12 protein-coding genes, 1 tRNA gene, 1 rRNA gene, 1 other RNA gene, 1 pseudogene and 1 other annotated feature are annotated in these 14,439 nt (G+C 40.1%); of the genes and pseudogenes, 10 read left to right on the top strand and 6 right to left on the bottom strand.

The window, feature by feature from the left end:
• The first annotated feature begins 17 nt into the window (after positions 1-17).
• Positions 18-133: ribosomal RNA gene (gene rrf, locus NST01_RS00060) — 5S ribosomal RNA — on the top strand.
• Positions 134-144: 11 nt separating this feature from the next.
• Here the strand turns inward: rrf and NST01_RS00065 are convergent.
• Positions 145-1,113 (bottom strand): YaaC family protein, encoded by a 969-nt coding sequence (locus tag NST01_RS00065; protein ID WP_046342789.1) that lies wholly within the window; start codon positions 1,111-1,113, stop codon positions 145-147.
• Between the two features lie 121 nt (positions 1,114-1,234).
• Between NST01_RS00065 and guaB the strand changes: the two genes are divergently transcribed.
• Positions 1,235-2,701: an IMP dehydrogenase gene (guaB, locus tag NST01_RS00070; RefSeq protein WP_008342039.1), complete on the top strand. Its 1,467-nt coding sequence runs from the start codon at positions 1,235-1,237 to the stop codon at positions 2,699-2,701.
• Positions 2,702-2,861: 160 nt separating this feature from the next.
• Positions 2,862-4,187, top strand: coding sequence for a D-alanyl-D-alanine carboxypeptidase family protein (locus NST01_RS00075; RefSeq protein WP_008342036.1), 1,326 nt, complete (start codon positions 2,862-2,864; stop codon positions 4,185-4,187).
• A gap of 42 nt (positions 4,188-4,229) precedes the next feature.
• Here the strand turns inward: NST01_RS00075 and pdxR are convergent, their stop codons facing one another.
• Positions 4,230-5,708 (bottom strand): MocR-like pyridoxine biosynthesis transcription factor PdxR, encoded by a 1,479-nt coding sequence (gene pdxR, locus NST01_RS00080; protein WP_079919086.1) that lies wholly within the window; start codon positions 5,706-5,708, stop codon positions 4,230-4,232.
• A 246-nt stretch (positions 5,709-5,954) separates the two neighbouring features.
• Here pdxR and pdxS point away from each other — a divergent pair, with 246 nt between their 5' ends.
• From pdxS to NST01_RS00105, 5 genes and pseudogenes are all read left to right on the top strand, one after another.
• Complete coding sequence (pdxS, locus tag NST01_RS00085; RefSeq protein WP_025206589.1) at positions 5,955-6,839, top strand: pyridoxal 5'-phosphate synthase lyase subunit PdxS; 885 nt, start codon at positions 5,955-5,957, stop codon at positions 6,837-6,839.
• 19 nt (positions 6,840-6,858) lie between these two features.
• Positions 6,859-7,449 carry a pyridoxal 5'-phosphate synthase glutaminase subunit PdxT gene (gene pdxT, locus NST01_RS00090; RefSeq protein WP_326116073.1) on the top strand — a complete coding sequence of 197 codons (591 nt, stop codon included), beginning with the start codon at positions 6,859-6,861 and terminating at the stop codon, positions 7,447-7,449.
• A gap of 53 nt (positions 7,450-7,502) precedes the next feature.
• Positions 7,503-7,718 (top strand) — a binding site (T-box leader).
• A gap of 48 nt (positions 7,719-7,766) precedes the next feature.
• The gene (gene serS, locus NST01_RS00095; protein WP_008342028.1) at positions 7,767-9,041 is read left to right on the top strand and encodes a serine--tRNA ligase; all 1,275 of its coding nucleotides are present in this window, start codon (positions 7,767-7,769) and stop codon (positions 9,039-9,041) included.
• A 596-nt stretch (positions 9,042-9,637) separates the two neighbouring features.
• Positions 9,638-9,973 (top strand): annotated as a pseudogene (locus tag NST01_RS19350) (methyl-accepting chemotaxis protein); the annotation flags it as partial.
• Between the two features lie 129 nt (positions 9,974-10,102).
• Positions 10,103-10,195: transfer RNA gene (locus tag NST01_RS00105), tRNA-Ser, on the top strand.
• A gap of 85 nt (positions 10,196-10,280) precedes the next feature.
• On the opposite strand, the gene NST01_RS00110 is transcribed toward NST01_RS00105, so the two are convergent.
• From NST01_RS00110 to NST01_RS00125, 4 genes are all read right to left on the bottom strand, one after another.
• Positions 10,281-10,940, bottom strand: a complete 660-nt coding sequence (locus NST01_RS00110) for a deoxynucleoside kinase (RefSeq protein ID WP_024719578.1) — start codon at positions 10,938-10,940, stop codon at positions 10,281-10,283.
• The gene (locus tag NST01_RS00115) at positions 10,937-11,560 is read right to left on the bottom strand and encodes a deoxynucleoside kinase (protein WP_017366700.1); all 624 of its coding nucleotides are present in this window, start codon (positions 11,558-11,560) and stop codon (positions 10,937-10,939) included. The genes NST01_RS00110 and NST01_RS00115 overlap by 4 nt, the downstream gene beginning before the upstream one ends.
• 79 nt (positions 11,561-11,639) lie before the next feature.
• On the bottom strand, positions 11,640-12,941 hold the full coding sequence (locus NST01_RS00120; RefSeq protein ID WP_056703797.1) for a glycoside hydrolase family 18 protein: 1,302 nt from the start codon (positions 12,939-12,941) through the stop codon (positions 11,640-11,642).
• 45 nt (positions 12,942-12,986) lie between these two features.
• Positions 12,987-13,541 (bottom strand): isochorismatase family cysteine hydrolase, encoded by a 555-nt coding sequence (locus NST01_RS00125; RefSeq protein ID WP_025206593.1) that lies wholly within the window; start codon positions 13,539-13,541, stop codon positions 12,987-12,989.
• A 79-nt stretch (positions 13,542-13,620) separates the two neighbouring features.
• Between NST01_RS00125 and tadA the strand changes: the two genes are divergently transcribed.
• Positions 13,621-14,097: a tRNA adenosine(34) deaminase TadA gene (gene tadA, locus NST01_RS00130; RefSeq protein ID WP_007496052.1), complete on the top strand. Its 477-nt coding sequence runs from the start codon at positions 13,621-13,623 to the stop codon at positions 14,095-14,097.
• A gap of 76 nt (positions 14,098-14,173) precedes the next feature.
• An RNA gene (ffs, locus tag NST01_RS00135) (signal recognition particle sRNA large type) lies at positions 14,174-14,438 on the top strand.
• Position 14,439: the final 1 nt, after the last annotated feature.

Here is a 14,439-nt window from a genome sequence, read left to right on the forward strand (position 1 = left end):
ACATTCTCTCCATCAGGTTTGGTGGCGATAGCGAAGAGGTCACACCCGTTCCCATACCGAACACGGAAGTTAAGCTCTTCAGCGCCGATGGTAGTTGGGGGTTTCCCCCTGTGAGAGTAGGACGCCGCCAAGCTTTTCAAAGGATCAGTTCCAGTCGGAACTGGTCTTTTTTGTGTTTTCTTCTAGCAGCATCATGATATAAGCCGGAAACTTGTCCTCTGCAATCTCCATATAACGTTCAATCATGACATAATCATCACTAATGTATTGAGATAAAAGCTCGTACCACCATTCTGTTTCGTAGCGGGCAATCATACTGAGGTTATACATTAACAAGTAATGGCTGATGATCTCAGGAATCCCTAAAAAGGCATCTCGTGTTGATGGAATGAACCATTGATTCATTTCTAAATCATAATGAAGGTGAGTAGCAAGAGCAGGGTTTTCTTCTGAAAATACATCAAATGTTAGTTTTTTAGCCTCTCGTTGCTTAAGCTTCCAAGTTGTATGGAACTCAAAATATTCAATAAAACGTTCGGCAGACATGTTATAGAGCAAGGGAATATGATCTTGAATCAACATGCCATTTGCTTGTTCTACTTTCACTAAAGTAGAGGGTTGTTTTTGAAACTCCAGAATGTGACCCATTTCAGGTATTTTTGAAAGGAGATTGATCATCGTAAATCGCTCATCTTCAAGACCATTTAAATGAAATAAGTGCTTTAATACATGCATACATAATCCGTTTCGCTGAATCTTTACTTCATCCTCACTAAAACGATAATGTTGCTTCTTTCTTTTTCTTGAGGTTACACCGTGAGCTAAGACAGAGGTTTGAGATGGATAGTCGGGATCTACTGTCAGTAAACATGCCTTTAACAGCTGTGCCATTCCATAAAATAATAAAATCGGTTTTAGTTCAAGTGGAGCTGATGCGGCTTGGTCATAAAATGTATGGCCATGCTTTAAAAAGTAAATAAATCGTTCACAGTTTTTATAGGCTTGTTGATTTGCATCCTGAATGTTCCGTTTCTCGTACTGTTGAAATAGAAACTTTTGGGAAGTTTCTAGTGAGTAAAAACGTTTTAAATCCTTCCATCCTGAACTTTTCATCTTCTTCCTCAACTCTCTTTATATTTTCTAAAAATTGCAACTGTTTGTTGCTTCCTTGACATGCTGTTTCCTAGTTGATAATCTACATATAATATTTTGCCGAAAAGAGGGGGATTTACTAATGTGGGAAAGTAAATTTTCAAAAGAAGGTTTGACGTTTGACGACGTGTTGCTTGTTCCAGCAAAGTCTGAGGTGCTTCCGCGTGATGTCAATTTATCAGTTGAGTTAACAAGCACTTTAAAGTTGAACATTCCAATTATTAGTGCAGGAATGGATACTGTGACGGAATCACAAATGGCGATTGCAATGGCACGTCAAGGTGGTCTTGGAATCATCCATAAGAACATGTCTATTGAGCAGCAAGCTGAACAAGTGGACAAAGTAAAACGTTCAGAGCGTGGTGTTATTACAAATCCATTTTTCTTAACACCGGATCATCAAGTATTCGATGCAGAACATTTAATGGGTAAATATCGTATTTCTGGTGTACCGATTGTCAATAACGAACAAGATCAAAAGCTTGTTGGGATTATTACGAACCGTGACCTTCGTTTTATTTCGGATTATTCAATGAAGATTAGCGACGTGATGACAAAAGAGGAACTTGTGACAGCTTCTGTTGGAACAACATTAGAAGAAGCTGAAAAAATCCTTCAGCAATATAAAATTGAAAAATTACCTCTTTTAGATGACGAAGGAACATTAAAAGGTCTCATCACCATCAAAGATATTGAAAAAGTGATTGAATTCCCTAACTCCTCTAAAGATGCACATGGCCGTTTAATTGTTGGTGCCGCTGTAGGTGTCACTGGCGATACAATGACTCGTGTGAAAAAATTAGTAGAAGCCAATGTTGATGTGATCGTCATTGATACAGCACACGGTCATTCTCAAGGTGTTCTAGACACTGTATCGAAAATCCGTGAAACGTATCCTTCTCTTAACATCATTGCTGGTAACGTTGCAACAGCTGAAGCAACAAAAGCATTGTTTGAAGCTGGAGCAGATATTGTAAAAGTGGGTATTGGACCAGGATCGATTTGTACAACACGTGTTGTTGCAGGGGTCGGTGTACCACAAATCACAGCGATTTATGACTGTGCAACAGAAGCAAGAAAACATGGTAAATCTATTATTGCAGATGGTGGAATTAAATATTCAGGTGATATCGTGAAAGCATTAGCTTCTGGTGGACATGCTGTTATGCTGGGAAGTCTTCTTGCTGGTACATCTGAAAGCCCAGGAGAAACAGAAATTTTCCAAGGTAGACGTTTCAAAGTATATCGTGGTATGGGTTCTGTTGCTGCAATGGAAAAAGGAAGTAAAGATCGTTACTTCCAAGAAGATAATAAAAAATTCGTTCCAGAAGGTATCGAAGGACGTACACCATATAAAGGACCAGTTGTTGATACTGTTTACCAACTCGTTGGCGGTATTCGCTCTGGTATGGGCTACTGTGGAACACAGGACTTACGTACTCTTAGAGAAGAAGCACAATTCATTCGCATGACAGGTGCAGGTCTTCGTGAGAGTCATCCACATGATGTACAAATTACAAAAGAATCACCAAACTACACAATTTCTTGATAAATTGTGACAATCAAATTACATTTGACAGGGTCTATGACTCTGTCTATTTTTTTTGTCTTTATTGTGATAAAATTTATACTGTTGTGTCGAAATAAGCCCTTGTGGATTAAATATATATGAAAAACGTCGAAAAAAGATGAATACGGAGGTATGACGATTGAACAGCAAGATGTTGAAACAGCTTATGGTCTCTATCCTTGCATTGGCATTGATTGTTACTGCATTTACCCCAATGTCCAAAGCAAAAGCGGCTGAAGATCCATTCAATGTGAATGCGAAAGCAGCCATCCTTATTGAAGCTTCTACAGGTAAAATTCTTTATAGTAAAAACGCAGAACAAAGACTGCCTATTGCAAGTATGGCAAAGATGATGACAGAGTATCTATTACTAGAGGCGATTGCTGAAGGCAAAGTGAAATGGGATCAAACATATACGCCAGATGATTATGTGTACGAAATTTCCCAGGACCGCAGTTTATCCAATGTTCCATTGAGAAAAGATGGTTCGTATACTGTCAAAGAACTTTATCAAGCAACGGCTATTTATTCAGCAAATGCAGCAGCAATTGGTCTAGCAGAGGTAATCGCTGGATCAGAATCGAAGTTTGTTGAAAAAATGAACGCAAAAGCAAAAGAACTTGGCTTAACCAATTACAAATTCGTGAATGCAACTGGATTAGAAAATAAAGACTTACATGGCAAACAGCCAAAAGGTACGGGTCCTGATGAAGAAAGTGAAGTTTCCGCAAAGGATATGGCTTTGCTTGCACAGCATCTCATCAAAGATCACCCAGAAATTCTTGAAACAGCAAGCATCGCGAAAACAAAGTTCAGAGAAGGCACAGATGATGAAATGGACATGCCAAACTGGAACTTTATGCTTAAAGGACTTGTGAAAGAATATGAAGGCGTAGACGGTCTGAAAACGGGCTCTACTGATTCAGCTGGTTCTAGCTTCACAGGTACAGCAAAACGTGGTGACATGCGTGTGATCGCAGTTGTCCTGAATGCTAAAGGGAATCTTCATACAGCTCGTTTCGATGTGGCGAAAAAATTGTTCGATTATGCCTTTAAAAACTTCACGATGAAAGAAATGTATAAAAAAGGCCAACAAATCAAGGGACATGAAAACATCGAAGTCGATAAAGGAAAAGATAAAGAAGTACCCGTCGTGACGAAAGAAGCTTTCTCTGTACCGGTTAAAAATGGTGATGAGAAGAGCTATAAAGCGAAAGTAAATATTGATAAAAAGAACCTAGAAGCTCCTATTAAAAAAGGAACAAAGGTTGGCATGTTGACGACTTCTTATTCTGGTGATGAGAAGGACTACGGCTATTTGAGTAAAGACCAATCAGGTGTTGAGCTTGTGACGAAAACAGGTGATGAAAAAGCAAACTGGTTCATCCTTGCAATGCGTGGTGTAGGTGGATTCTTCGCTGGCATTTGGGGCGGAATCGTTGACACAGTAAAAGGTTGGTTCTAATAAAAAAACTGCTCTCAAATATAGAGAGCAGTTTTTTTATCGTTAAAAGAAAAGAGATTGTTTGTGGTTTTGAGGTGTAGACAAGGCCTGCTGAAAAATACCACATAACTTTTCCATACCTTCTGTCAGTGCCTTTTCGTTCACATAAGAAAAACTGAGACGTATATAATTCTGCTTCGGCTCCCCAGGATAGCAGACAGAGCCAGGCAGGAAGGTGATTTGCTGCTTCCGTGCCTCATGTAATAGGGCACGTGTATCTACCCAGGAAGGAAAGCTAAGCCACAAATTGAGCCCGCCCTGTGGGATTTGCCACGTGACGTCCTTTGGCGCATGCTTTGTCAACACATCCATCATCAAATCGCGTCTCACCTTCAAGGCAGTTCTTAATTTTTTCGTATGATCGATCATTTTCTTGGATGTGAGAAACGGTAAAATAGCCTTTTGGGTGAGAAGTGGGCTCCCTAAATCATTATTGGCCTTTGCTGCTAATAAACGGTTAAATATAGAGCCTGACGCAGTAATAATTCCAATTCTGCATCCTGGAGCCAGTGTCTTGCTTAATCCTCGTAAATAAATGACGTGTCCATCGTGATCCAGGCTTTTAATAGGTGCCGGCGGTTTCTTTTCAAAATAAAGCTCACGATAAGGATCATCTTCTACAATGAGACAATCAATGCTTTGTGCCAGTAAAAGCAGCTGTTTTCTTCGTTTCAACGACATACTGGCGCCTGTAGGACTGTGAAAAGTAGGAATGGTATAGATGAGCTTTGGTTTATATTTATCACAAATGCTTTGAAGCTGTTTCATGTTCATTCCTTCATGATCGACAGGAACCGTAATAATTCGTGCCCCTCTCCCCATAAAGACATCAATTGCGCCTGGATAGGTGGGCGCCTCCATGACAACTACATCATCCGGCCCGATAAATGTACGTGCTACTAAATCAAGCCCTTGCTGAGAACCGCTAGTGACAAGGATATTTTCAGGAGTAGAAGGGACATCTAATTTTTCTAGAAATGATTGAATGACCTGACGAAGCTGAAGGTCACCTTGTATTTCTCCGTATTTTGACATGATTTGAGGATGCCGGGCTAGGACATGCTGCATTTCTTTTTCTAAATACCGGTTAGGTAAAAGACCAGGATCAATCATAGAGGAAGAAAGATTAATGGCTTCTTCGACATAGTGATACTGAGCAAATTGAGACCTTGGTAAATAATCAGGGATCGATAACTGCCAATCGAAAGAAGTAGATGACTGAACCGGGATGTCAGTGTGCTCATGCTGCTCATTCACAAACGTACCTTTTCCTTGTACAGTCGTTAAAAATCCGTCGTCCTTAAGCCGTGTATAGGCTTTTGCTGCTGTGACAAGACTTACATTCAGCTGTTTCGCTAGATCACGTACAGTCGGCAGCTTATCGCCTTGCTGAAGCAGACCTGATTGAATGTGATCAACGATGGAAAAGTAAATCTGATTCGAAAGAGATGTATCTGAATGTCGATGGATATCAATATGCATGAAAATCCTCCAATGGGTGTGGAATTGTTATAGATGTTTTCGAATTGTTATAGATGCATTATAACATGTTAATAACACTTAAAAGAGGGAATGATGCCTTTTTAACTATGAAACCTTGATATATAAGGGTTTCTTCTTTTTTGTGAGCTGATTGAATTGTTATACTATTCTCTTTATTGTTATACTCTATCGCTTGTATGATAAAGGTGTTGAATCAATCGAATAGACAAATGGGAGGAAACAATTGTGAGCAATAAGGGAACTGAACGAGTTAAACGTGGAATGGCAGAAATGCAAAAAGGTGGCGTCATTATGGATGTCGTCAATGCTGAGCAGGCAAAAATCGCAGAAGAAGCAGGCGCAGTGGCAGTAATGGCACTAGAACGAGTACCAGCTGACATCCGTGCAGCAGGCGGTGTTGCCCGTATGGCAGACCCAAGAATCGTGGAAGAAGTACAAAATGCAGTAACGATTCCAGTCATGGCAAAAGCACGTATCGGTCACATCGTGGAAGCTCGTGTTCTTGAAGCACTTGGTGTTGATTATATTGATGAGAGTGAAGTGCTGACGCCCGCAGATGAGGAATTCCATTTAAATAAAAATGAATACACGGTACCTTTCGTATGTGGCTGTCGTGACCTAGGTGAGGCGACTCGTCGTATTGCAGAAGGCGCTTCTATGCTACGGACAAAAGGTGAGCCTGGTACAGGAAACATTGTAGAAGCTGTCCGTCATATGAGAAAGGTCAATGCTCAAATTCGTAAAGTGGCGGCAATGAGTGAAGATGAATTGATGACAGAAGCCAAAAATTTAGGCGCACCTTATGAATTATTGGTTCAAATTAAAAAAGAAGGCAAATTGCCAGTTGTAAACTTTGCAGCTGGAGGTGTTGCGACACCAGCAGATGCAGCATTAATGATGCAGCTTGGAGCAGATGGTGTGTTTGTCGGCTCTGGTATCTTCAAATCAGACAATCCAGCTAAGTTTGCAAAAGCGATTGTAGAAGCAACGACTCATTTCACAGATTACCGTCTAATTGCAGAGCTTTCTAAAGAGCTTGGAACAGCGATGAAAGGAATTGAAATTTCAAATCTATTGCCAGAAGAGCGTATGCAAGAGCGTGGCTGGTAATTAAGGGAGCGCGACGAACATGCTAACAATTGGTGTACTAGGGCTTCAAGGAGCGGTGAGAGAGCATATTCAATCGATTGAAGCTTGTGGCGTAGCGGGAAAGATCATCAAACGGGTAGAGGAGTTAGAAATTGTTGACGGTCTCATTATCCCTGGTGGTGAAAGTACGACGATGAGAAGACTCATGGATACGTACCAATTCATTGAACCGATTAAAGCGTTCGCTGCTCAAGGTAAACCGATATTTGGGACTTGTGCCGGTTTGATTATGCTGGCAAAGCATATAGAAGATCGAGAAGATGCTCATCTTGGCCTGTTAAATGTATCTGTTGCACGTAATTCGTTTGGCAGACAGGTAGACAGCTTTGAAGTAGATGTAGAAGTGAAAGGACTGGATGCGCCGTTTACAGGAGTGTTCATCCGTGCGCCTCATATCATCAGCGCAGATGAGAGCGTAGAGGTCATGGCTGAGTATGACGGCAGGATTGTGATGGCGAAAGAAAACAATATCTTAGGTTGTTCTTTTCATCCAGAGCTGACAGACGACCATCGGTTAACACAGCTGTTTGTTGAGATGGTGGAGTCCTATAAAACGAAGCTTGCTGTATAAAACGGTTGAAAAGAGATAAAACTTATAGTACATTAAAATCACAATCAAAGATCGAAAAAGCGTTGACGGGAAATAGTAAGGAGCCCCTCTTTCTCAGAGAGCCGATGGTTGGTGAGAATCGGTGAAAGATGCATTCTGAATCCATCCTTGAGCGAAATGCTGAAACACGAAGTAAGCATTTACGGTGATGCCGTTACAGAGGAAAGAGGAAAGCATGCTTTTGGCGTGTTTTCAATCAGGGTGGCAACGCGAGAGCTCTCGTCCCTTTCATGGGATGAGGGCTCTTTTTATTTTTCGATAAAAAAGGAGTGTTACACATGCTGGATATTAAACAACTGCGCACGGATTTTGATCAAATCAAAGAAAAATTAGCCCATCGAGGCGAAGATTTAGCGGATTTTGATAAGTTTGGTGAGCTGGATCAAAAAAGAAGAGAATTAATCGGCAAAACAGAAGTATTAAAGAGCCGAAGAAATGAAGTATCACAGCAAGTGGCTGTTCTAAAAAGAGAAAAGAAAGACGCCGATCACATTATTCAAGAAATGCGTGAGGTAGGCGATGAGATTAAGAAGTTGGATGATGAATTAAGAACAGTAGAGGAAAGCCTGCAAACCATCCTGTTCTCAATTCCAAACATCCCTCATGATTCTGTACCAGTCGGTGAAACAGAAGATGACAACATTGAAGTGAGAAAATGGGGCGAACAGCCAGCCTTCTCATTTGAACCAAAGCCGCATTGGGATGTAGCCGATGAGCTGAAAATTTTGGATTTTGAACGTGCAGGAAAAGTGACAGGAAGCCGTTTCGTTTTTTATAAAGGGCTAGGCGCACGGTTAGAGCGTGCACTTTATAATTTTATGCTGGATTTACACGTAGATGAATTTGGTTTTACTGAAGTATTACCACCTTATATGGTAAACAGAGCAAGCATGACAGGAACTGGACAGCTTCCAAAGTTTGAAGAGGATGCTTTTAAAATTCGAGAAGAAGATTATTTCCTCATTCCAACGGCTGAAGTGCCAATTACGAACATGCACCGTGACGAAATTCTTGAAGGAGAGCAGCTGCCAATCAATTATGCAGCATTTAGTGCTTGTTTTAGATCAGAAGCTGGTTCTGCTGGCAGAGATACGCGCGGACTCATCCGTCAGCACCAATTTAACAAAGTAGAGCTTGTGAAATTTGTCAGACCAGAAGATTCTTATGAAGAATTAGAGAAACTAACAAACCAAGCAGAAAAAGTTCTTCAATTATTGAACCTGCCATACCGTGTCATGAGCATGTGTACAGGAGATTTAGGCTTTACGGCTGCGAAGAAATACGATATCGAAGTATGGATTCCAAGCCAAAATACGTATCGTGAAATTTCTTCTTGCAGTAACTTTGAAGCGTTCCAAGCGAGACGAGCAAACATTCGTTTCCGCCCTGAGCCTAAAGCAAAGCCAGAACACGTCCACACATTAAATGGATCTGGTTTAGCAGTAGGAAGAACTGTTGCAGCCATTTTAGAAAACTATCAACAAGAGGATGGAACAGTGATTATTCCTGAGGTGTTACGTCCTTATATGGGAAATAAAGAAGTGATAAAATAAGATGCCGTCATGGCATCTTATTCTTTTTACCTAAACTTCTACAGCTTTTCTAAAATAAGCCGATAAAAGAACTAAAAGCATCTAGGAAAGAAGGAATAACCTTGAATAGGCTTGACTATTATGTTGAAATGGCTCAATTACTCAGAAAAGTTCTAGATGAAAGTGTCCTTTTCGGCATCACTGATACAGAAAAGGTACTTTGCTATTATCCATCGACCACAGTAGATTTTGGCATTAAAGTAGGGGACGCTTTAAACCCAGAGGACCAAAACGTGGCGACGACATTAAGAGGACAAGAATATGATGGGCATTTGCCAGAGTCTTTATATGGTTATGAAATTGCTGTAAAAGGTTATCCGATTTTTGATGAAGATAGAAAAGTGATTGGCTCTTTTTTAGTGGCTTTTTCACATCATCGTGAGAAGAAATTAAGCGGCTATATGGAACATATCAACAAAGTAGCGAAAGAGTTACAAGGTGGAATTGAGCAAATTGCTGCTCATTCTCAAGAACTGGCTGCGACAAGCTTAGAAATTAGTGAGCAGGCCGGAAGAGCAGAAGAGAAATCCGCAAACATTGAAGAAGTCGTCAAAACCATTGGCGGTATTGCGAGACAAACAAACCTGTTAGGACTAAATGCTGCAATTGAAGCGGCAAGAGCAGGTGAAAATGGAAAAGGCTTTGCTGTTGTTGCAGACGAGGTACGTAAGTTATCAGATGGATCAAAGGAAGCAGCCGAAACCATTAATGCATTTTTAAAAGAAATCCAAGACAGCATTGGCACTTTATCTGAAAATATCTCACAAATCAGCAGTTCAACAAACGAACAAGCTAAACAAGTGACAGACTTTACAAAGATTATCGAATCATTAAACGATTTTAAAGAAGAGATGAATCTTTTTATTGAAGACATTAGACAGGATACGAAATAAATGAAGAGCAGCCGATTATCGGCTGCTTTTTATAGGCTAAACATCATACCAAAATCAAATGTTGAAATTTTTTTCGAAAAGATGTTGACTTAAAATAAGATGATATGATATATTAATTCTTGTCGATACGGAGGAATACCCAAGTCCGGCTGAAGGGATCGGTCTTGAAAACCGACAGGGGTGTCAAAGCCCGCGGGGGTTCGAATCCCTCTTCCTCCGCCATATTGATTTTACCTTAGTTGAATTGAAACGCATAAAAATTGGAAATTGTCAAACCGCTGCATTCGAGAAATGCAGCGGTTTTTTTTTATTTTGTGTTAGAGCGATTTTTTTGAATAACAGAAGCAATTTCATGAAGAATTGGATCAAGTGAGCTTTCATCATGAAGTAAGTCGTAATCTTCAATATTAATTTTAATCACAGGGCACAGATCAAATTGTTCAATCCATTCCGTATATCGAGTGTACATTTCTTCCCAATATGCTCGATCGGTTTGAGTTTCCATCTCTCTCCCGCGCTCTTCAATACGATGTAATATATGATCTAAATCCCCATGTAAGTAAATGAGGACATCTGGGTGAGGGAAGTAAGGTGTCATCACCATCGCCTCAAATAGACTTGTATACGTTTCATAGTCTACCTCTGACATGGTACCTTTGTCTGCGTGCATTTTAGCAAAAATACCAGTGTCCTCATAAATTGACCGATCTTGTACATAACCTCCACCAGACTCGAAGATTCGTTTCTGCTCCTTAAAACGTTCAGCTAGAAAATAGACCTGTAAATGAAAGCTCCATCTTTGGAAATCTGAATAAAAAGGCTCTAAGTATGGATTATCATCTACTTTTTCGAGAGAAGTTTGAAACCCTAGCTTGTCCGCTATTGTTTTCGTCATGGTCGATTTTCCGACACCAACTGTCCCTGCAATTGTAATGACAGCATCCTTTGGTATTTCAATATTTTTCATAGTACTTGCTCCTTTATGTTCTGTACAATTTGCTGGTAATCTTGCTGTGAGGAAACGAAGTCTGTATGATCGCCTTCAATTGTAATGATAGGAAGCCCTGGGTCAGTTTGTTTTAAATGCTCGATGGCCAACTCATAATCTTCAATCAAGGTTTTTAAATAAGCTGGATCAATGTCTTCTTCAAAAGATCGGCCTCTCATCTTTATTCTATCAAGTAAGGTGGGAAGGCTGGCTTTTATATAGATCATGGCATTTGGTTTAGGAAGATCATCTGTCAGCAAGTGATAGATTTTTCTGTATTTATCCATGTGCTTTTTGGATAAGGTTCTTTCTGCAAATATCATATTTTTATAGACATGATAATCAGTGACAATCGGCTGCTGTTTTTTGACATAGTTCTCTTCAATAGATTCTAACTGTTTAAACCGATTACATAGAAAGAACATCTCAAGCTGAAAGCTCCATTGTTCCATATCTTCATAAAATTTATCTAAGAATGGATTTTCTTCTACAATTTCTTTTACTAAAGGAAATTGAAATTCCTTTGAAAGCATTGTAGCCAAGGTTGTTTTTCCGGCTCCAATTGGGCCTTCCACTGCAATAAAAGGGGCAGGATACATAGGCGTTCTCCTCTATCTATAAAGTTGTCAAACCAATGTATATTGTACCATACCCCTTCTGAGAGATAGAGCGTATGAATTACGATGTCGTTCTTTTTTCAATATTAAATTGATCTGATAACAACAACCAGTTTTGTGGGAAGGATAGACCTAATTTCCAGTAAGCAATTCCATTTAGGTTTAACTCTTTAATGAGATTAAATTTGGCTTGAATGGATCTTGCATCTTCAAACCAAACCTCGTGTTCTTTGTTGTTAGCATCTATATAACGGAAATAAGGTGCTTGTGCTGTTTCGTCATATAGAATGGATACATTATTCTCTCTAGCAATGGCGATCGCTTGTTGAGGGCTGACGGCTTTGGCGATAGGGCCTCCTTGAACATAAGGAAGCGTCCAATCATAACCATATAAATTCTGCCCCATCACAATTTTATTGGCAGGTATGACAGTCAGTGCATATTCAATGACTTGGCGGACAGGGCCGATCGGAGAGACGGCTTGTGCAGGCCCGCCGCTGTAGCCCCACTCATAAGTCATTAGCACAACATGATCAACGATCTTACCGATTGCTTCATAGTCATGCGCCTCATACCACTTTCCTTTCTGTTCACTGCTTGTTTTAGGAGCAAGTGCCACAGAAATAGTCCAACCCTGTTGATGAAAACGAGTTGTTGCTTCTCTTAAAAATTGAAGGTAGGCTTCTTTATCAACAGGGCGTAAATATTCAAAGTCAAAATGGATTTCTTTTAATTGATACTTTTGAGCAACGCGGACGATTTCATTTAATAATGTCGTTTTGACAGCTTGATTTGTTAAAAGGATTCGCCCGAGTTCATCACTAAATTTATCATTCTCTAGATTTGTGACTACCATGGTTAAAACCGTTCTGCTTTGAGCGGCAATCTGAGGTAATTGATCTAACGGTGGCTCGCGAAGTGTGCCGTCTCTTTGCGCTTGAAAACTAAAGGCACCGAGATGGGTTAAGTATGGAGATGCCTCTCTGGCTGCTTGCTTTAAATTTTCGCTGACTTGGTTTCCGCGAGGTTCTATATAAGCATTAGAATTAATATTTCTTTTCGGTCTTTGTGGAATATAAAGCAAAAAACGAATAGGCAATATGGCTTCAGGCCGAATCCGATTCACACGTGCCAATTCTTCTACCGAAATTTGAAATCTTCTTCCAATTTGATAAAGTGTATCATTTTGTTTGACCTCATAAAATTGACCTCTAATAGGGATGACAATTGTTTGTCCAACGACTAGTTGATTTGGTGTTTCGATGTCGTTGGTCCGAATGATTTCATTTACCGTTGTTTTAAAACGTATGGCAATTTCATTTAATGTATCTCCTCTTTTGACAACATAAATTTGAATGGTCAACGCCCCCTTTGTTATTGCTAACAATTTATGAGGGTGATGGATAAATCATGTTTGATTTTCATCCGTGATCTCTTTAGTTGTTGTGATTTTGGCAAGAAGAACGTTCTCCATCATCGTTAAAGCGTACTCGTTGTCTCTATCATCATTTGAAGCAATACAATCTTTAGGTACAGTGAGGTTGTACTCTCGCATGTAAGCGTCATTTGCAGTGAACAGGACACAGATGTTTCCGGCAATTCCAGTTAAAATAAGTTCTTGCACACCTAATTCATTTAGGAGTGTCTCTAGTGCTGTTCCGTAAAAAGCAGAGTGCTTAGGTTTAATTAAGAAGTAATCATCTTTAGATGGTGCCATTTGTTCTAAAATAGGGGCACTTCTTTCGTTTTTGCATGTTTCCATAACAGCTTTGATATCAGCCTTCCAGAGTCCATAGTGGTCGTTGATATAGATAATTGGCCAATTTTTCTTGATAGCGTGTCGTTTAAGGGCTAAAATTTTATTGGTCATTTGCTCTGTTTTTTCAGCGAGCACATGTCCCATTTCGAAATCAAAATTATTGATCATGTCAATAATAAGAAGTGCCTTTTGTTGTTTTGGCAAATCAAGACCCCCTTTAAAAGATTGTGATAATATGTTAACCTCAATATCCTTTAAAAAAACATGAAAAGAGAGCCGTGCTATGACGAAAGATGAACAGTTTATGCAAGAAGCTATTTCTGAAGCTTTGAAAGCAAAACAAATAGGAGAAGTTCCAATCGGTGCCGTCATCGTTGTTGATGATCAAATTGTAAGCCGTGCTCACAATTTAAGGGAAAGTGAACAGCGATCAATTGCTCATGCGGAATTACTTGCTATTGATGAAGCGTGTAAAATGACTGGTAGTTGGCGTTTAGAAGATGCTGTACTTTATGTTACACTCGAACCGTGCCCAATGTGTGCAGGCGCTATTGTACTTTCAAGAGTGAAAAAGGTCGTTTTTGGTGCCTATGATCCTAAAGGTGGTTGTGCTGGTACTTTAATGAATTTATTGGACGATGAGCGGTTCAATCATCAGTCTGAAGTCATTGGTGGTGTGCTTGAAAATGAGTGTGGTGAGCTGTTAAGTCAGTTCTTTCGAGACCTCCGTCAGCAGAAGAAGCAAGCGAAAAGTAAATGAATGGATGTCGTTTGCAATTTTATCACTTAGAAGGTATACTTATGTCTGCGTCACCAACAATTTAATATTCATTTTGCCGTGCTAAGCGGGGAGGTAGCGGTGCCCTGTACTCGCAATCCGCTCTAGCGAGGCCGAATCCCTTCTCAAGGTTCGTTTACTTCAAGGTCTGCCTTAAATAAGTGGTGTTGACGTCTTGGTCCTGCGCAATGGGAATTCATGAACCATGTCAGGTCCGGAAGGAAGCAGCATTAAGTGAAACCTCTCATGTGCCGCAGGGTTGCCTGGGCCGAGCTAACTGTTTAAGTAACGCTTGGGGTAGCGAATCGACAGAAGGTGCACGGT

The sequence above is a fragment of the Bacillus sp. FSL R7-0166 genome (assembly GCF_038008935.1).
Classification (GTDB): Bacteria; Bacillota; Bacilli; order Bacillales; family Bacillaceae; genus Bacillus; species Bacillus altitudinis.